The sequence below is a fragment of the Pseudomonas sp. AP19 genome, from assembly GCF_001728855.1.
In the GTDB taxonomy this organism is placed as follows: Bacteria; Pseudomonadota; Gammaproteobacteria; order Pseudomonadales; family Pseudomonadaceae; genus Aquipseudomonas; species Aquipseudomonas fluorescens.
Genome location: NZ_LXJP01000002.1, coordinates 149,554 through 167,641, shown reverse-complemented (window position 1 = coordinate 167,641; position 18,088 = coordinate 149,554). Strand labels below are relative to the sequence as shown.

Annotated in this window: 13 protein-coding genes; 7 read left to right on the top strand and 6 right to left on the bottom strand. The window is 61.2% G+C overall.

Annotation, left to right across the window (positions count from 1 at the left end; genetic code table 11):
* Window positions 1-23: 23 nt before the first annotated feature.
* From A7D21_RS02730 to A7D21_RS02715, 4 genes are all read left to right on the top strand, one after another.
* Window positions 24-539 carry an ankyrin repeat domain-containing protein gene (locus A7D21_RS02730; RefSeq protein WP_053257219.1) on the top strand — a complete coding sequence of 172 codons (516 nt, stop codon included), beginning with the start codon at window positions 24-26 and terminating at the stop codon, window positions 537-539.
* A gap of 41 nt (window positions 540-580) precedes the next feature.
* A complete protein-coding gene (locus A7D21_RS02725) occupies window positions 581-1,111 on the top strand; it encodes a hypothetical protein (protein WP_069551023.1) in 531 nt (176 codons plus the stop codon).
* A gap of 67 nt (window positions 1,112-1,178) precedes the next feature.
* A complete protein-coding gene (locus tag A7D21_RS02720) occupies window positions 1,179-1,370 on the top strand; it encodes a PLDc N-terminal domain-containing protein (protein ID WP_003172956.1) in 192 nt (63 codons plus the stop codon).
* 407 nt (window positions 1,371-1,777) lie between these two features.
* Entirely contained in the window at window positions 1,778-3,865 is a 2,088-nt protein-coding gene (locus A7D21_RS02715) for an LTA synthase family protein (RefSeq protein WP_069551022.1), read from the top strand.
* A gap of 54 nt (window positions 3,866-3,919) precedes the next feature.
* On the opposite strand, the gene A7D21_RS02710 is transcribed toward A7D21_RS02715, so the two are convergent.
* A complete protein-coding gene (locus A7D21_RS02710) occupies window positions 3,920-4,072 on the bottom strand; it encodes a DUF3309 family protein (RefSeq protein ID WP_015885095.1) in 153 nt (50 codons plus the stop codon).
* A gap of 330 nt (window positions 4,073-4,402) precedes the next feature.
* Here A7D21_RS02710 and A7D21_RS02705 point away from each other — a divergent pair, with 330 nt between their 5' ends.
* Both A7D21_RS02705 and csrA read left to right on the top strand, forming a co-directional pair.
* Window positions 4,403-5,218: an SDR family oxidoreductase gene (locus A7D21_RS02705; protein WP_053258016.1), complete on the top strand. Its 816-nt coding sequence runs from the start codon at window positions 4,403-4,405 to the stop codon at window positions 5,216-5,218.
* Between the two features lie 252 nt (window positions 5,219-5,470).
* A complete protein-coding gene (gene csrA, locus A7D21_RS02700; protein WP_053257216.1) occupies window positions 5,471-5,674 on the top strand; it encodes a carbon storage regulator CsrA in 204 nt (67 codons plus the stop codon).
* A 7-nt stretch (window positions 5,675-5,681) separates the two neighbouring features.
* Here csrA and A7D21_RS02695 read toward each other — a convergent pair whose 3' ends face one another.
* The 5 genes from A7D21_RS02695 to mnmC form a co-directional block, all read right to left on the bottom strand.
* Window positions 5,682-5,909 carry a YheU family protein gene (locus A7D21_RS02695; protein WP_053257215.1) on the bottom strand — a complete coding sequence of 76 codons (228 nt, stop codon included), beginning with the start codon at window positions 5,907-5,909 and terminating at the stop codon, window positions 5,682-5,684.
* A 59-nt stretch (window positions 5,910-5,968) separates the two neighbouring features.
* Complete coding sequence (locus tag A7D21_RS02690; protein WP_053257214.1) at window positions 5,969-7,153, bottom strand: osmoprotectant NAGGN system M42 family peptidase; 1,185 nt, start codon at window positions 7,151-7,153, stop codon at window positions 5,969-5,971.
* A gap of 148 nt (window positions 7,154-7,301) precedes the next feature.
* Window positions 7,302-9,050 carry an N-acetylglutaminylglutamine synthetase gene (gene ngg, locus A7D21_RS02685; protein WP_053257213.1) on the bottom strand — a complete coding sequence of 583 codons (1,749 nt, stop codon included), beginning with the start codon at window positions 9,048-9,050 and terminating at the stop codon, window positions 7,302-7,304.
* A 3-nt stretch (window positions 9,051-9,053) separates the two neighbouring features.
* Entirely contained in the window at window positions 9,054-10,826 is a 1,773-nt protein-coding gene (locus A7D21_RS02680; protein WP_053257212.1) for an N-acetylglutaminylglutamine amidotransferase, read from the bottom strand.
* Between the two features lie 135 nt (window positions 10,827-10,961).
* On the bottom strand, window positions 10,962-12,962 hold the full coding sequence (mnmC, locus tag A7D21_RS02675; RefSeq protein WP_069551021.1) for a bifunctional tRNA (5-methylaminomethyl-2-thiouridine)(34)-methyltransferase MnmD/FAD-dependent 5-carboxymethylaminomethyl-2-thiouridine(34) oxidoreductase MnmC: 2,001 nt from the start codon (window positions 12,960-12,962) through the stop codon (window positions 10,962-10,964).
* A gap of 189 nt (window positions 12,963-13,151) precedes the next feature.
* Between mnmC and A7D21_RS02670 the strand changes: the two genes are divergently transcribed.
* On the top strand, window positions 13,152-17,999 hold the full coding sequence (locus A7D21_RS02670) for an NEL-type E3 ubiquitin ligase domain-containing protein (RefSeq protein WP_069551020.1): 4,848 nt from the start codon (window positions 13,152-13,154) through the stop codon (window positions 17,997-17,999).
* Window positions 18,000-18,088: the final 89 nt, after the last annotated feature.

Sequence of the window (18,088 nt, the reverse complement as noted above, 5' to 3'; positions counted from 1 at the left end):
CACACCAGACAAGGAGCCCCCACATGTCAGACCAGCCCAAACAAATGACCGAAGACGAAGCTGCCGAATTTGCCGAACAGGTCTTTGACGTGGCGCGCCGAGGCGACGCCGCCATGCTCGCTGCGCTGCTGGCCAAAGGCTTGCCGCCGAACCTGCGCAACCATAATGGCGATACCTTGCTTATGCTTGCGGCCTATCACGGCCACGCCGATGCGGTCAAAGTGCTGCTGGAGTTCAAGGCCGACCCGCAGATCGCCAATGACAAAAACCAGCTGCCGATCGCCGGTGCTGCATTCAAGGGCAACCTGCCCGTGGTCACCGCACTGATCGAAGGGGGTGCGCCGGTTGATGCATCATCCGCGGATGGGCGCACCGCGCTGATGATGGCCGCGATGTTCAACCGCGTGGAAATGGTCGACTACCTGCTTGGCAAAGGCGCCAACCCCAAGGCCACTGACGCCCAGGGCGCGACTGCGTTGGCGGCGGCGCAAACCATGGGGGCGGCGGATACGGCGGCGCAGTTGCAAAAACTGGTGTAGGCTACGCGCCCTTAAAAACCCGCCCGCCACAGGACCTTCCCATGCAAACCGCCCTCGTCGAACTCATCAGCAAAATCAGCGCCGGCGTCATGGGGGAGGACGAAGTGGCACGCATCGCCGAAGAAGCGGCCCAGGCCTACGCGGACCCTGCGGCCTTTCTGGCGGCCAATCCGGATATCAACTACGACGACTCGTTCCCTATCCCATTGGGTGAGTGGGTGGTGGTGGGCAGCCTGCCGGACACCGTCTTGTTCCAGGCCGACACCTATGGCGATCTGTTTGCGCAGATCGTCGCGTCCTTCGGCCCGGGCGTGGCGTTCAATCTCAAGCCCAAGCAGTTGGCCAAGACCGAAGACCTTACCGCACTCAATCGTATCCAGATCCAGATGAGCGCCCTGAGCCCGGAAGATGGCGGCTATGTGCTGCTCAACTTCAGCCAATTGCTCGATGACGAGATTCAGGCCGTATTGGTGTATGGCAACGACCTGCCGCGCGTGTTGCAACTGTGCGCCGAAGTAGGGATCAAGGCCGAGCCGTCGCTGGAAGCCCTGAAAGTCGCCGTTCATGTCTGAAATAAAACGGAACCCCTGCCAGGGCTGACTATCCTACAAGTGCATGCCCTCACTTAGGAGCGACACCATGGGTTCCACTTTCAACGGTCTTATCGGCCTGATCATTCTGGCGCTGGATATCTGGGCGATCATCAACGTGTTCAAAAGTGGCGCCAGCACTGGCGCCAAAGTGCTGTGGATCCTGCTGATCCTGTTGCTGCCGGTATTGGGCCTGATCATCTGGGCGATTGCCGGGCCGCGCGGTAACGTGCGGATCTGATCGATCACTTGATTTGAAGTGAGCACAATCCCTGTGGGAGCGGGCTTGCCCGCGATTGCGATGTATCAGTATCAGAAGTTTTGACTGACACACTGCAATCGCGGGCAAGCCCGCTCCCACATTGGTTTCCAGCCTGTTCAGGATTTTGTGTGTCGAAACTATTCGCTGCACGAAATTTTCACACCTCGTCCAAGACAATCCGCCGGTTTTAGGCGCTGCCAAGGCTCTATATCCAGTGCCGTTAACCGCACGGCCGTGGCATATGTTCAGTAATTAATGGCGTTGCTGCCGTTGATCGGGCACCATTTGCGCCACCGCGCTAACCGCCTACCCCAGCCAGCCTGGGCGAGGGACGGGCGCCACTGCATGACTTCTAAACTTAAACTTCCAATGGGTCCTGAAACGACATGGCTAACCCGGACGCCCTGAGTCAGCAGCGAGCTTCTAATCGCTTGCTGCAACCGACCGTCAAATCCCATCTGGCATACACGCTGCTTTGCGCGCTGGTCATGATGGTGATGTTTTCCCTGCTGCGCCTGGCGCTGCTGGTCTACAACCGCGAGATGATCCTCGACACGCCGGCCTCGACCTTCCTCGAAGCGTTCGTCAACGGCACGCGCTTCGACATACGCTTTGTGATGTATGCGCTGGTTCCGATGCTGCTGGCGTTGTTCAGCGTTCGGGCCATGGCGGCGCGCGGTTTTTTCCGTTTGTGGCTGACGGTCGCGTCGAGCATTGCGCTGTTCCTGGGCTTGATGGAGATGGACTTCTACCGCGAATTCCACCAGCGCCTTAACGGTCTGGTCTTTCAGTATGTAAAGGAAGACCCGAAAACCGTGATGAGCATGCTCTGGTACGGTTTCCCGGTGGTGCGTTACCTGCTGTCCTGGGCCGTGGGCACGCTGATCCTGAGCATGGCTTTTAAAGGCGCCGACCGTGCGACGCGCCCACGTGGCCCGTTCAGCGGCGGCACCATCGGCACACGCCAGGTGGCACCGTGGTACACGCGCATCGCCGTATTCGTGGTCTGCCTGCTGATCGCCGTGGTCGCCATCCGTGGCACCCTGCGCCAGGGCCCACCGCTGCGTTGGGGTGATGTCTACACCACCGATTCGAACTTCGCCAACCAGTTGGGCTTGAACGGCACTCTGTCGCTGATCGCCGCCGCCAAGGCGCGCTTCTCCGAAGAGCGTTCGAATATCTGGAAAGCCACCCTGGACCAGCCGCTGGCGACCCAGACCGTGCGTGACATGCTGGTGCTGCCACAAGAGAAACTGGTGGATACGGCGTCGGCTGCCGTGCGCCGTGACTACACGCCACCGGCGGAAAAAAACCTGCCGATCAAGAACGTCGTCGTGATCCTGATGGAAAGCTTCGCCGGTCACTCGGTCGGTGCACTGGGCCGCCCGGGCAACATCACGCCGTACTTCGACAAGTTGTCCAAGGAAGGCCTGCTGTTCGACCGTTTCTTCTCCAACGGCACTCACACCCACCAGGGCATGTTCGCGACCATGGCGTGCTTCCCGAACCTGCCGGGCTTCGAATACCTGATGCAGACCCCGGAAGGCAGCCACAAGCTGTCGGGCCTGCCGCAGTTGCTCAGTGCGCGCAAGTTTGACGACGTGTATGTCTACAACGGCGATTTCGCCTGGGACAACCAGTCGGGGTTCTTCAGCAACCAGGGCATGACCAACTTCATCGGGCGTAACGACTTCGTCAACCCGGTGTTTTCCGACCCGACGTGGGGCGTGTCCGACCAGGACATGTTCAACCGTGGCCTGGAAGAGCTGAAAGCCCGCGAAGGCGGCAAGCCGTTCTACGCACTGCTGCAAACCCTGTCCAACCACACGCCGTACGCCTTGCCGACGCCATTGCCAGTCGAGAAAGTCACCGACCGTGGCAGCCTTAACGAGCATTTGACGGCCATGCGCTACTCCGACTGGGCGTTGGGCCAGTTCTTTGAAAAGGCCCGTAAAGAGCCTTACTTCAAGGAAACCCTGTTTGTGATCGTGGGTGACCACGGCTTCGGCAACGAACAGCAAATCACTGAAATGGACCTGGGCCGCTTCAACGTGCCGATGCTGATGATTGCACCGGGCATGCAGGAGAAGTTCGGCGAGCGTGACCACACTGTGGGTACCCAGATCGACATCGTGCCGACCATCATGGGCCGCTTGGGTGGCGATACCCTGCACCAGTGCTGGGGCCGTGACCTGCTGAACCTGCCGGAAGGCGACAAGGGCTTTGGCGTGATCAAGCCGTCGGGCAGCGATCAGACCGTGGCACTGGTCACCGCAGACCGCATTCTGGTACTGCCCAAGGAAATGCCACCGAAGCTGTGGGAATACCAATTGGGCGCTGAGCCAACGGGTAAAGTGATCGCCGAGTCACCGGACGAAGCGGCCCTGAAACAGAAGCTTGAGTCGTTCCTGCAAACAGCGACCAAGAGCCTGTTGGATAACACCGCGGGTGTTATCGACGGCAAGCCGGACTAATAATCCGGCGATAAAAAAAGAGGCCTCAATGAGGCCTCTTTTTTTGTCCGGAGTTTATATCCGGCCGAGCAACAGCAGCACCAGCAATACCACCAGCACCACACCCAGGATGCCCGACGGGCCGTAGCCCCAGTTACGCGAGTGCGGGAATACCGGAAGGCCGCCAACCAACAGCAGGATCAGGATAATGATCAGAATGAGGCTCATGGTTTTTTTCCTTATAGGCCTTCTGAAAAGACCGGTGATTAAACAATAGGCCTGTCAGTTTAAGGACAGACGCCTTATAAACTCCGACTGTGCCGTTGGGTAAAAGATTCCGTGTTTTTTTAAAGCATTTTGCAAACTCGCTTATTTCTTTTAATGCGCTCACTTCTGCAGCGTATTAGTTAAAAAAGATTGAACTTACGCGCTAGGCCGCTCTGTGACCCGGCCTCAAGTTTGCCCGAGGCATTCATCAATTGGATGGTGCGTGGGTCGCGCAAAAACCTTCGCTACACTGCCGATCACTTCTTCCGTGAACCACAAGGCAGCTTTCCTATGCAAAATCGCATGATGATCACCGGCGCCGGGTCCGGCCTGGGTCGCGAAATCGCTCTGCGCTGGGCCCGCGAGGGTTGGCAATTGGCCTTGTCGGATGTCAGCGAGCCGGGCTTGCTTGAAACCCTCAAGCAGGTGCGCGAGGCGGGTGGCGATGGGTTTGTCCAACGCTGCGACGTGCGCGACTACAGCCAGCTCACCGCCTTCGCCCAGGCCTGTGAGGTGAAGCTGGGTGGCATTGATGTGATCGTCAACAATGCCGGCGTCGCCTCGGGCGGCTTCTTTGCTGAGTTGTCCCTGGAAGACTGGGACTGGCAGATCGCGATCAACCTGATGGGCGTGGTCAAGGGCTGCAAAGCGTTTCTGCCACTGCTGGAAAAAAGCAAAGGGCGGATCATCAATATTGCCTCGATGGCCGCATTGATGCAGGGGCCGGCGATGAGCAACTACAACGTGGCCAAGGCCGGTGTCGTGGCGTTGTCGGAGAGCTTGCTGGTGGAGCTCAAGCAGCAGGAAGTGGGCGTGCATGTGGTGTGCCCGTCGTTTTTCCAGACCAACCTGTTGGATTCGTTTCGCGGGCCTACCCCGGCGATGAAGGCGCAGGTGGGCAAGTTGCTGGAAAGCTCGCCGATTTCGGCGGCGGATATCGCCGATTACATCTACCAGCGCGTGGCGCACGGCGAGTTCATGATCTTGCCCCATGAGCAGGGACGTATGGCCTGGGCGTTGAAGCAGAAGAACCCGCAGTTGCTGTATGACGAGATGACCCTGATGGCCGACAAGATGCGAGCCAAGGCGCAGGCGGTCAAGGGCTGACGCCGGTACCAAGGTAAGAGGCGGATTGCGCCCGCTGGCGCCGTGATCGTCAACCTGTCAAGGGTTGACCCACCGCTGGCGGCAGCCAGCCCCTCCGACCTGTTTAAGCGTATTTGGCTTGGGATTTTTATGTGGTCTGTCAGGCAAGTTACCCGTTTATGTAGGTCTCGCCTGATTTAGATGCGAGCCATTGCTGCTCCCCGCTCAATCACGCATGGTCAAGGTCCTGTCACTCCACAAGGATACCCCGCCATGCTGGTCTTAAGCCGCGCCCTGGGCGAAGTCATCTCCATCGGCGATGACATTACGTTGCACATTCTCGAGTTGAACGGTTCCCACGTGAAATTTGGCATAGACGCGCCGGCCGGGGTGCACGTCCATCGTTCCGAGGTTTACCAGAAGATTCGCGACCGCCAGGGCGCCGCCGCCCCTGCGCTGGCAACCCCCAATCCGTGAACCCGGCTCAGTCGAACAGATGCTTGGGCACGTCGTGCTTGAGCATCAACTGGCATTGCTCGCTGTCGGGGTCGAACACGATCAGCGCCTGGCCCTTGGTGAGCGCCTGACGCACGCGCAATACGCGGGTTTCCAGCGGTGTTTCGTCGCCATTGTCGGTGCCGTCGCGGGTAACGAAGTCTTCGATGAGGCGGGTCAGGGTGTCGACTTCAAGTGCGTCGTAGGGAATCAGCATACAAGCCTCAGAGGTAGGAACCCGGCGATCCTACTGCGCCGGGACCGTAGTTGCCAGTGTCAGGACTTCTGGCCGACCAGGCTGTCCACCGATGGCACGCGTGTGTCGCTCTCCATCTGCGTCTCATGCTCGATCTGATGGCTGAAGCGGTCCAGTGAACCCTGCGCCGGTTGCGCGTCGCTGGCGAATACCGGCGGGCTGAGAATGTAGGCACTCAACAAGCGACTCAGCGCCGCCAGGCTGTCGATGTGCGTGCGCTCGTAGCCATGGGTGGCGTCGCAGCCAAACGCCAGCAGGGCTGTGCGAATGTCGTGGCCGGCGGTGACGGCAGAGTGGGCGTCGCTGAAGTAATAGCGAAACAGGTCGCGACGCACGGGCAGGTCGTTATCCGCAGCCAGGCGCAGCAGGTGACGGGACAGGTGATAGTCATACGGCCCGCCGGAGTCCTGCATCGCCACGCTCACAGCATGCTCGCTGGAGTGCTGGCCGGGAGCGACCGGGGCGATGTCGATGCCGACAAATTCGCTGACATCCCAGGGCAGGGCGGCAGCTGCGCCACTGCCGGTCTCTTCGGTGATGGTGAACAACGGGTGGCAGTCGATCAGCAAGGGTTCGCCGCTGTCGATGATGGCCTTCAGTGCGGCAAGCAGGGCCGCGACACCGGCTTTATCGTCCAGGTGCCGAGCGCTGATATGCCCGCTTTCGGTGAACTCGGGCAGCGGGTCAAAAGCAACGTAGTCACCGATGCTGATGCCCAGGGAGTCGCAATCGGCACGGGTCGCGCAGTAGGCATCCAGGCGCAATTCCACATGGTCCCAACTCACCGGCATTTCATCCACGGCGGTGTTGAACGCGTGCCCGGAAGCCATCAACGGCAACACGCTGCCACGGATCACGCCGTTATCGGTGAACAGGCTGACGCGGCTGCCTTCGGCAAAGCGGCTGGACCAGCAACCCACCGGGGCCAGGGTCAGGCGGCCGTTGTCCTTGATCGCACGCACGGCGGCGCCGATGGTGTCCAAGTGTGCAGACACGGCGCGGTCGGGGCTGTTTTTCTGGCCCTTGAGGGTCGCGCGAATGGTGCCGCGCCGGGTCATTTCAAAGGGGATGCCGAGTTCTTCCAGGCGCTCGGCGACGTAGCGCACGATGGTGTCGGTAAACCCGGTGGGGCTGGGAATGGCGAGCATTTCCAGCAGCACTTTTTGCAGGTAGTTGAGATCCGGTTCGGGGATGGTTCGGCTCATAAAGACTCCTGATGAAGTGTGGCGAGCGGGCTTGCTGTGGTGAGCGGGTGCCCAGCGTCGGGTCGCGAAGCGGCCGCACACGGTCAGGGCTGCTGCGCAGCCCAATGCGGGGCAAGCCCGCTCACCACAGAACACCGCTCGCCACAGGTTATTGAGCGGTCGGCTGGCTATGCGGAAACAACAAGTCCACGAACTTCTCAGCCGTCGGTTGCGGCTCGTGATTGGCCAGCCCGGCCCGTTCGTTGGCTTCGATAAAGACGTACTCGGGTTGGTCGGCGGCAGGCACCATCAGGTCCAGGCCCACCATGGGAATATCGAGTGCGCGCGCGGCACGCACGGCGGCGTCCACCAGCGTTGGGTGCAGGATCGCTGTGACGTCCTCCAGGCAACCGCCGGTGTGCAGGTTGGCGGTGCGGCGCACGGCCAGGGTTTCACCGCGCGGCAGGATACTGCTGTAGTCATAACCCGCGGCGTGCAGGGTGCGTTGGGTTTCGGCGTCCAGCGGGATTTTGCTTTCGCCGTCGGTAGCGGCTTGGCGGCGACGGCTTTGCGCTTCAATCAACGCGCCGATGGAGTGCTGGCCGTCCCCGGTCACCTCGGCAGGGCGGCGAATCGCGGCGGCGACCACCTCAAAGCCGATCACCAGGATGCGCAGGTCGAGGCCGGTGTGAAAGCTTTCGAGCAGCACACGGCTGTCGAACTGGCGGGCCGCTTCGATGGCTTTCTGCACGTCTTCGATCGTCTGCAAATCCACCGCCACGCCCTGGCCTTGCTCGCCGTCCAGCGGCTTGACCACGATGCGCTGGTGTTCGTCGAGAAACTCCAGGTTGTCATCGGCGCTGCCGGCCAATTGTTGGTGTGGCAGTTTCAAGCCGGCGGCCTTGAGCACTTTGTGGGTCAGGCTCTTGTCCTGGCACAGGGTCATGCTGATGGCGCTGGTCAGGTCGCTCAAGGATTCACGGCAACGCACGCGACGCCCACCATGGCTGAGGGTGAACAGGCCGGCAGCCGCATCGTCTACGTGCACATCAATACCGCGTCGATGGGCTTCTTCGACAATGATCCGCGCATACGGATTGAACCCCGCCTGGGGCCCAGGGCCAAGAAACAGTGGCTGGTTAATGCCGTTCTTGCGCTTGATCGCAAAAGTGGTCAGCGCGCGGAAACCCAGCTTGGCGTAGAGGCTCTTGGCCTGGCGGTTGTCGTGCAACACCGACAGGTCAAGGTAGCTCAGGCCACGGCTCATAAAGTGCTCTACCAGGTGGCGCACCAGCACTTCACCCACCCCGGGGCGCGTGCATTGCGGGTCGACGGCCAGGCACCAGAGGCTGCAACCATTTTCCGGGTCGTGAAAGGCTTTCTGATGATTGAGGCCCATCACACTGCCGATTACCGCGCCGCTGTCTTCATCCTCTGCCAGCCAATACACCGGGCCGCCTTGATGGCGGGGCGTCAAGCGTTCAGCGTCGACCGGCAGCATGCCGCGTCCTTGATAGAGCACATTGACTGCGGCCCAATCGGCTTCGGTCTGCACGCGCCGGATACGAAACCCGCGAAACACCCGCGTCGCCGGCCGGTAGTCACTGAACCACAGGCGCAGCGTGTCGGACGGGTCGAGGAACAACTGTTGCGGGTCAATCCCCAGGATCTGCTGGGGCGCGGCCACGTACAGTGCGATATCACGCTCGCCGGGCTGCTCGTTCAGCAACTCCTCGGCCAGGCTCGCAGGGTCGGGGAAGGTGTGGCCGATCAACAGCCGGCCCCAGCCGCAATGCACGGCAATCGGCTCGGCGCCCAGCGGGCTGCCGTCTTCAGCCAGGCGGGCTTGCAGGCGTTCGTAGGTCGGCGCCTGGCCCTTCAGCAAGCGTTGGCTGTAAGCCGCTGCAAGAGGTTTCATCAATCAGATTCCTTGTTCGCTGAGCCACAGGTTCAGCGCCGCCAGTTGCCACAGCTTGGAGCCGCGCAGCGGGGTCAGTTGGCCTTGCGGGTCGGTCAGCAAGCGATCAAGCATGGCGGGGTTGAACAGGCCGCGATCCTGGCTCGGGTCCAGCAGCAGCTCGCGCACCCAGTTCAAAGTGTCGCCCTGCAAATGCTTGAGGCCCGGCACCGGGAAGTAGCCCTTTTTGCGGTCAATGACTTCGCTGGGGATGACCCGGCGCGCGGCCTCTTTCAACACCTGCTTGCCGCCGTCGGGCAATTTGAATTTACCCGGCACGCGTGCCGACAGTTCGACGAGGCGGTAATCGAGAAACGGTGTGCGCGCTTCCAGGCCCCAGGCCATGGTCATGTTGTCCACGCGTTTGACCGGGTCATCGACCAGCATCACCGTGCTGTCCAGGCGCAACGCCTTATCGACGGCGGCGTCTGCGCCTGGCATTGCAAAATGTTCACGCACAAAGTCACCGGCAGCGTCATTGGCCGTCAGCCATTTCGGTGCGACGGTGGCGGCGTAGTCGTCGTAACTGCGGTCGAAAAATGCAGCGCGGTACGCAGCATACGGGTCGCTGGCGCCGTCGACTTGCGGGTACCAGTGGTAACCGGCGAACAACTCGTCGGCACCCTGGCCGCTTTGCACGACCTTGCAATGCTTGGCCACTTCCCGTGACAGCAAGTAGAAGGCGATGCAGTCGTGGCTGACCATCGGCTCACTCATGGCGCGGAACGCGGCCGGCAGTTGCTCGATGATCTCGCTTTCGGCGATGCGCAGTTGGTGGTGACGGGTGCCGTAGTGCTTGGCAATCAGGTCCGAATACTGGAACTCGTCGCCGCGCTCGCCACCGGCATCTTCAAAACCGATCGAGAACGTCGACAGATCCTGCACGCCGACTTCCCGCAACAGGCCGACGAGCATGCTCGAATCGACGCCGCCGGAAAGCAGCACGCCAACATCCACGGCGGCGCGTTGGCGGATGGCCACGGCTTCACGGGTGCTGTCGAGTACGCGGTCGGTCCAGTCTTCCAAGGTGAGATTTTGCTCATCCTCACGAGGGCCGTAGGGCAAGGTCCACCAGGTTTGCTGTTCGGTCTTGCCGTTGGCGTCGATGCGCATCCAGCTCGCGGGCGGCAGCTTTTCGATGCCTGCCAGCAAGGTGCGCGGTGCAGGCACCACGGCGTGGAAATTCAGGTAGTGATTGAGCGCCACCGGATCGAGGATCGGGTTGATATCGCCGCCCTTGAGCAGTGCCGGCAACGCCGAGGCGAAGCGCAGGCGCTGGCCGGTGCGCGACAGGTACAACGGCTTCACGCCCAGACGGTCACGCGCGATAAACAGGCGCTGGGCGTCACGTTCCCAGATCGCAAAGGCAAACATGCCGTTGAGTTTGGGCAGCAGGGCTTCGCCCCAAGCGTGGTAGCCCTTGAGCAGCACTTCGGTGTCGCCACCGGAATAGAAAGCGTAGCCGAGGGCTTCCAGCTCTTGGCGCAATTCCGGGAAGTTGTAGATGGCGCCGTTGAACGCCAGCGACAGCCCAAGCTGCGCATCGACCATCGGTTGGGCCGAGCCGTCCGACAGGTCCATGATCTTCAGGCGCCGGTGGCCCAGGGCAATCGGCCCTTGGGCGTGGAAGCCCCAGGCGTCGGGGCCGCGAGGGGCCAGGTGATGGGTGATGCGCTCAATGGCCGCGAGGTCGGCAGGTTGGGCATCGAAACGTAATTCTCCAGCTAATCCGCACATAAATTCCTTACCGGTTTTTCCGTTGGGGAGGGGTCAATATCCAGTGCGCCAACAGGGCGCGTACCCAGAAACTGACCCAGTGCTATCCGTGGAGTTTTAGACCGATAAGTTATAAGGCAAATAGCCGTGATGGCTTTAAAGCCGCTTTTTGCCTGCCGCTGACTTGCCTTTCACCAGTGCACGCAGGGCAAACCGATTCGGGTGGCAGGCCTCGGCCACACTGGCCGGAACCGGCAACGGCTCATCCGTCAGCCAGGCCGCAATCAGCTCGCCGCACAGGGGCGCTGTGATCAATCCGCGTGAGCCGTGGCCGCTGTTGATATACAGACCCGGCAGCCAGGGGCAGGGCGTATCCGGTACTTGGCGGGCGTCTTTGCCGAGCACCGCATACGCCTGTTGGAAGGCTTCGTGGTCGGCCAACGGCCCGACGATCGGCAGGTAGTCAGGGCTGGTGCAACGAAACGCCGCCCGACCCTCCAGTTGCTCGGGTGCCAAGTGCTCGGCGCCGAGGCGTTGCGACAAGTCTTCAGAGATTTCCCGCAGCATTGCCAGGTTGCCGGCATGTTCGGTGGCGGTGGGCGTGAGGTCTTCGTTGGTGAAATCAAAACTCGCGCCCAGGGTGTGTTCACCCAGCCGGGCGGGGGCGACGTAACCCTCGGCGCAAACCACAGTGGCCAGCGCCTCACTCGCTGCCGTTTGCGTCAGCCGGGTGATTTGCCCGCGTATGCGCTTGAGCGGCAAGTCGGCGCTGGGGGCGAATCGCTTGATCTCGGCGGCCCCGGCGAGCACTACCACGCGAGCGCTGGCCAGCACGCGGTCGGCATCGCGGGCCTGCCACTGGTCATTGACCCGGTGCAGCTCAAGGGCGTCGTGATGGGTGAGCACGTCAATCAACGGATGCGCCGCCTGCCATTGGCACAGTGCCGGTGGATGTACCCAGCCGCCTTGCGGAAAAAACAGGCCGCCCTGTGCGAGGTCGATCCCGGCGCGTTGTTGCGCCTGCTCACGGTCTAACAGGTGCAACAGGTCTGGTGCAAAGGCCTCGGCCAGTTGCGCCTGGCGCTGAGCTTCCTTGGCATCAAACGCCAGTTGCAGCACGCCGCAGCCATCCCAATCAATGCCGCGGTGCAGATGTTCCAACAGGCGTCGAGTGTGGCCGAAACCACTGAGGATCAGCTGCGACAGTGCCGTTCCATGCGCCGAAAGCTTGAGGTACAACACGCCCTGTGGGTTGCCCGACGCTTCCTGGGCCAGGGCGGTGTGGCGCTCCAGCAGGCTGACGCGCCAGCCACGTGCGGCAAGGCTCGCGGCGGTCGCGCAACCGGCCAGGCCGCCACCGATGACCATCGCGTGGCGTTCGCCCTCGATGGCCGCCGGGCGGGCGAACCAGGGTTTGGCTTTGGCGGGCGGCGGCGTGCCTTCGGGCCAGCCGAGGAACTCACCGCGCAGGATCTCCCACTTGTGGCCGATGCCCGGTGTGCGTTTCATCTTGAACCCGGCGGCATTGATCAGGCGGCGTACCCAACCGGTGCTGGTGAAGGTGCTGATGGTCGAGCCCGGCGCCGCCAGGCGCGCCAGTTCGGCAAACAGCTCGGCGGTCCACATGTCAGGGTTTTTAGCCGGGGCGAAGCCGTCGAGAAACCAGGCGTCAACCTGCGCATCCAGTTGCGGCAATTGCTCCAGCGCGTCGCCGACCAGCAGGGTCAGGATGACCCGGCCATTAGCCAATACCAGGCGTTGGAAGCCTTGATGGATCGCGATGTACTGCGCCAACAGTTGCTCGGCGTAGGCACTGAGTTCCGGCCAGAGGGCCAGGGCGCGTTGCAGGTCGGTGTGGCTCAGTGGGTACTTTTCCACGCTCACAAAATGCAGGTGCGCACTATCCGCCGCGTGTTGCTCGAACAGCTGCCAGGCGCAGAGGAAGTTCAAGCCGGTGCCGAACCCGGTTTCTCCGATCACCAGCCGGCCACCCGCCGGCAGGGCGGCAAACCGCGCCTGCAAGCGGTTCTGCTCAAGGAACACGTAGCGGGTTTCTTCAAGGCCCGACGTGTCGGAGAAATACACATCGTCGAAGACCCGCGAGTGCGGGCGACCTTGGTCATCCCAGTCGAGCTGGGCGTGGGTTACGGGGTTCATGGGCGGCTCATAAAATAACAGCGGGCAAAGGCAAGGTCGCCATTCTAGCCGAAGGGGGTAGCCCGATAGTTTTTACATGGAAAAAACTGCTGCGGGCACCTATCCACCCATCAACAATCAGCGTTAATGCTGCGTGGGCCGCTGCGCTATCGTAATGCTTTGATTTATAGGCAATAAAGGATATTGCTGATGCGCACACAGGATGATTTGAACAACAAGCTGAACCAGTTGACCCAAAGCCAGCTGCAAGCGGCCTTACTGGAAATGACCGGGGATCTGGACAAGGCCCAGGTCCTGCAAAAGAAGCTGCCGGGCTGGATGGTCAACGCACCACCGGGCGTGCTCGATGCATTGACCAGAGATGCCGTGCGGGTTGCAGAGGCCCAGGCAGTCGTCACCGAGTGCATGAAGCCATTGCGGGGGCTGGATGAGTTTTGCAATGAGCGGCTCAAGGACTATTGCCTGACACGCTGGCAACTGAGCGTGGAACCGAAAAAAGATGTTTTTATTCGTGCGGTCAACGAATACGAAAAAGAGCTCTTGCCACTCAAGTATGTGAAAACGGTGAGGCTGGTGCAGGACAGCCTGCTGCATGTGGCGATGCAGAATTTCTCGGCGGATGAAGCTCGAGCAGAATACTTTCCGGCCGGCTCGCTGTTGCAGTCGGGGTCCGCCGCGCGTGGGGTGATGGGTATTACACCGCTCGAGTTTGCCCAAGGCTGCCGTGCCCTGGACCTTGGCCGCTTGTATCAGCGGCACATCAGTGACGTGCTCAACCTGAGTGATGAGCAGACCCGTGACAAGCCCTACGTCAATGCTGTCGCGACCGATATCGGCCGGATGAAAGTCCTGGACATGAAGATCGACGCCCATATTGCCGTGATGCGCGCCGATATTTCAGCCGACACCTACAGGATGTTGTGCACATTGCTGGACCGCCAACTGACACCGTCGCAGGCGCAGGCCGCCGGGGTGCTGTTCCAAGGACGGCCGGTCACCTGGCAAGGGCTGAATACCGAGGGCGGTTGTCTGTGGAGCATCCTGGTGTTTTCCGGCCGGTCGATTGCGCAATACCCGCAGGAGCCCTGTGTGGTGTACATGCCCAACGAACCGGAACGGCCCCTCTTCGAGTATTCCTCGCTGGATGACCTGCAGGCCTACCTCAAGCGCAAGCTTGGCGTGGCTGCGTATCGTGCTTTTTTTGCTCGCTACTTGAGCCAGGGCGACCGGGTCGGGTTCTTCAGCCGTTTGGATCAGGCCAGCATGTTCGGGGCGCTGGAGGCCAACCTCCTGACGGTCAGCCTGCCCAGGTATTTTTTTGATACGTACGCCGCAAAGCTGCAAGCCGACGCGCGGGCCCTGGCGGTGCCGGTGGCCGACGTCGATGAGGAGGCACGTGAGCGGCGCTTGCAGGCCTACCTGGACGCTGGGTTGACGGTACTCAACCTCGCCGGCCTGGTTGTCCCGGAACTGGGGGTGTTGATGACAGGCGTGGCCATCGGGCAGATGCTCGGCGAGCTCTATGAGGGCATTGAAGACTGGCGCCGTGGTGACAGGGAGGAGGCCTTCAAGCAGATGGTGGCCGTCGCTGAAAATATCACCTCGATGGTGTTGTTCGCGGCAGGCAGCAAGGTTGTTGGTTCGGCAATGAAGCGCAGCGGCCTTAACCTGGACAGCTTTTTTCGCAACGTTGACGTGGTACGCCCCACGGAGGGCAACCTGCGGTTGTGGCGCCCGGATATCACGCCGTACGTCCATGCTCAGAGCGTTGTCGATGATGAGGTCGCCGACGCTTCGGGGATCTACAAGGTGGACGGTCATTCATACGTTAAGGTCAATGAGCGTGTGCACCGGGTTGTGTTCGACACGAAACTGGAGCAATGGCGGGCCAGTCACCTCGCGCGGCACACGGCTTATCGCCCGCCATTGCTGCATAACGGGGAGGGCTGTTGGCGTTTTGCGTTCGAACAGCCTGACGAGTGGGAGGATCAGGAGTATCTCTTTTCGCGGTTGAAGCCGACAGATTCCGGTTCCTCGCTGCCGCCAAGGAAACTGCTACAGATCAAGGCCATCATGGATAAACCCCATGATTGGGGGCTTCATCAGGCGCAGGAGTGCTTGCCCTTTCCCGCACGCTTTCGCGACTTGTACGAACGTTTCAGGCTGGATCAGTCCATTCGCGATCTGATCTGGCAGCTGGAAAACGGCGCGGCCCCCAGCCTCGCCAATTCGACCTTGCTGCTGCACGCCTTGCCCCTGTTAAAGGGGTGGCCGGTGGGGCGCTATTTTGAGGTGCTGGATGCGCAGCGCAGCGTCAAGGCACGCTACCCGGCCAGCCTGACGGCTCACGACGTGGGCCGGCGTTTGACGGTCACCGAGCCGATGCTCCGTGAGGGAAAAGTGGTTGACGTGCTGTTGTCCGGGCTGGATGAGGCACAAAAGACCCGCCTGCTGGGCGACGGGGTCACGGCCGATCAGGAGCACGCCGTACTGGTGCGCCAGTTGCTCGCGCACCTCAAGGCCGATCGCAAGCCGCTGTTCGAGCGGTTATATCAGGCCTATGACGCCCCCGTCCCGCCCGAGTGGGCGTTGCTCAGGCGCACTTATCCGCAACTGCCCTGTACCTCGATGCGCGAATTGATGGCCGAGGCATCGACGCTGCAACGCGAATCGTTGCGCGACAATCAACGGGTTCCCATGGCCCTGGCGGAGTCTGTGCAACGTGCCCTGGCGGCGCAACGCCTGGACCGCGCCTTGATGGGGTTTGACCTGCCAGAGTTGGCCGGCCTGGATACCGCGCTGGTTGCGGTTCGCTCAACGCCGCGCGTGGCGGGGTGGGGCAGGGCGTTGCGACTCGAATTGCGCCAGGATTCAGCCCAGGGGGACATATTGGCCCTGGGCGCGTTCGTGGAGGCCACCGTGCGCCGCGTAGTGGTCAGGTCGAGCGCCGGGTTTGAGACGTTTGATGACACGGGCCTGAGCATCGGTGGACCGTATGCCGGCCCCGACGGACTGTTCGAGGCGCTCGATTCAGCGCTCACGGACAGCCAGCGCGTGACACTCGGATTACCGCTGAACGCGCCCAGTAACATTTGGCGCCTGCGCTACATGAGCGCCTCGCAGGCCAAGGGGGAACGGGAGCTGGCTGGCGAGGCGTTTTCCAGCGGAGTCAGTGAACCTCTGGTGGAGGGGGTTCCCTGTGAAATGGCCGATTCGCCGACGGGGCCGTTGGTGCATCCACTCGCACTGGTACGCAAAGTGAAGCGTTTGTACCCGTTGTTCAGCGATGCACAAGTCGCTTCGCTGCTGATGGCGCTGGGCGCCGATGCGCTTTCACGGGCCAGGGCGGTAAAGCGTCTGCAGGCCGAACTGGGGCATTTGCGAGCGCTGCTCAAGCATTGGAAGAACGCTACCCAGGACCTGGAGAAACAACCGGGCCTGAGTGACATTCGCAACAGCCGCCAGCAGGTGGCACAGCGCATTGAAGCCTGTTGGCGGCGTCAAAGCTTTGCTCTGGATGAGCACCAGACCTCCGTCGCCAGTTTAAGCCTGGACGGAATGCGCGTGGGCTCGCTGCCAACGCTGCCGGGCGAGATTCGTTTCGACCATGTCCGGCAACTGTCACTCAAGAACATGCGCCTGGGGGATGACGTCGCTTATTTTCTGAAATGTTTTAAGGGGCTGAGGCGTCTGGAGCTGGACCGAAACCACCTGACCCGGTTACCGGAAGTCCTCTCGCGCATGTTTGACCTTGAAAGTGTATCGATGCCGCGTAACCGCTTGGCGCTGACTGACTACACGCGGCTGAAACTGGCTGACCTGAGTGCGTTGCGCCGGCTGGACCTGAGCCACAATCCGCTGGAGAAGCTGGTGGATGTCAGCAAGATGCGCGACTTGCACACCCTGTTGTTACAGGACACAAAAATCACCGACCTGCCCTTGGGGCTGGGGCGGCTGGCCCGGCTTGAGCAGGCGGATTTGCGCGACAACGCGATGACCGTGTTGCCCGAGTGGTTGTTCACGACGCCGCGCAGTTTCAGTCAGGCGATTAATGTAGGCGGTAACCCGTTATCCAGTTCGACGGTAACGGCACTCCTGCGTTATCGCGACGACGCCGGTATTGGCATGGGCTATGTGCGCGACGATCAACCGCGCATGACCGAGTTGAGGGCCAGGGCGTTATGGTTGCCGCAGGAAACGGCCAGTCGGGATGTGCACAAGCGTACCGTGTGGGCCAACCTTCGGGATGATCCGGAATCACCGCCGTTGTTCGAATTGCTGGCGCAACTGTCCGGCACTGCGGACAGTCGTTATGTGCGCGAAGACTTGACCCAGCGCGTTTGGGAGGTACTGCAAGCCACCCATGACAGCGTCGGGCTGCGCGAGCGGGTTTTTCAATTAGCTGCTCATCCGGCGAATTGCTCGGATGGAACGGCGCAGATTTTCAGCCAGATAGAAGTCTTGAAGGAGGTCGAGAAGGCGACCCTTCAGGCCGGTCGTGCGCGCAGCGATTCCAGCGCGTTGTTGAAGTTGAGTCGCGGTTTGTTTCGCCTCAGTGAACTGGAAAAAATTGCCGCGACCTACGCTGTCGAACACTTGAGCGCGGACCCACTGGAAGTCAGCCTGGCGTTCCGGGTTGGATTGGCCCAGGCCCTGGAACTCCCGGGGCAGCCCAAGCATATGAATTTTGCACTGTTTGCCAATGTGACCAGCGACGGGCTGGAGGTCGCACAGTCCCAAGTGCGCACGGCAGAGCTGTCCCCCGCATTCTTGCGCTTCATGACCCAATTGGCGTTTTGGAAAACCCACCTGAAACAGCAGTTTCCGAGTGCTTTCCAGTCGGCGACGGCGTCCTTTGATACGCAGCAACAAACACTCTTTGAAAACAGCCAGAACCTCACCGACGCGGAGTATCTCAAGCAAATGGAAGCCCTGCGCGCGCCTCGCCGGCAAGCCATCACCGACGTGGTTGAGCGCCTGACACAGCAGATGTTGATGCGTCAGGATCTGGGCATTTGCCACGTGCCCGGGAATTAGTCTTTGGCCGCGCGGATTGATCCACGGCAAGCCGGTTGGAATTCCTTGACCGGCGTGCTGCCCAATCCGCTAGTCTTGAGCCATCTTGA

Coding starts and splice junctions, on each gene's coding strand:
- A7D21_RS02730 (WP_053257219.1), top strand. CDS start 24: ATGTCAGACCAGCCCAAACAAATGACCGAAGACGAAGCTGCCGAATTT.
- A7D21_RS02725 (WP_069551023.1), top strand. CDS start 581: ATGCAAACCGCCCTCGTCGAACTCATCAGCAAAATCAGCGCCGGCGTC.
- A7D21_RS02720 (WP_003172956.1), top strand. CDS start 1,179: ATGGGTTCCACTTTCAACGGTCTTATCGGCCTGATCATTCTGGCGCTG.
- A7D21_RS02715 (WP_069551022.1), top strand. CDS start 1,778: ATGGCTAACCCGGACGCCCTGAGTCAGCAGCGAGCTTCTAATCGCTTG.
- A7D21_RS02710 (WP_015885095.1), bottom strand. CDS start 4,072: ATGAGCCTCATTCTGATCATTATCCTGATCCTGCTGTTGGTTGGCGGC.
- A7D21_RS02705 (WP_053258016.1), top strand. CDS start 4,403: ATGCAAAATCGCATGATGATCACCGGCGCCGGGTCCGGCCTGGGTCGC.
- csrA (WP_053257216.1), top strand. CDS start 5,471: ATGCTGGTCTTAAGCCGCGCCCTGGGCGAAGTCATCTCCATCGGCGAT.
- A7D21_RS02695 (WP_053257215.1), bottom strand. CDS start 5,909: ATGCTGATTCCCTACGACGCACTTGAAGTCGACACCCTGACCCGCCTC.
- A7D21_RS02690 (WP_053257214.1), bottom strand. CDS start 7,153: ATGAGCCGAACCATCCCCGAACCGGATCTCAACTACCTGCAAAAAGTG.
- ngg (WP_053257213.1), bottom strand. CDS start 9,050: ATGAAACCTCTTGCAGCGGCTTACAGCCAACGCTTGCTGAAGGGCCAG.
- A7D21_RS02680 (WP_053257212.1), bottom strand. CDS start 10,826: ATGTGCGGATTAGCTGGAGAATTACGTTTCGATGCCCAACCTGCCGAC.
- mnmC (WP_069551021.1), bottom strand. CDS start 12,962: ATGAACCCCGTAACCCACGCCCAGCTCGACTGGGATGACCAAGGTCGC.
- A7D21_RS02670 (WP_069551020.1), top strand. CDS start 13,152: ATGCGCACACAGGATGATTTGAACAACAAGCTGAACCAGTTGACCCAA.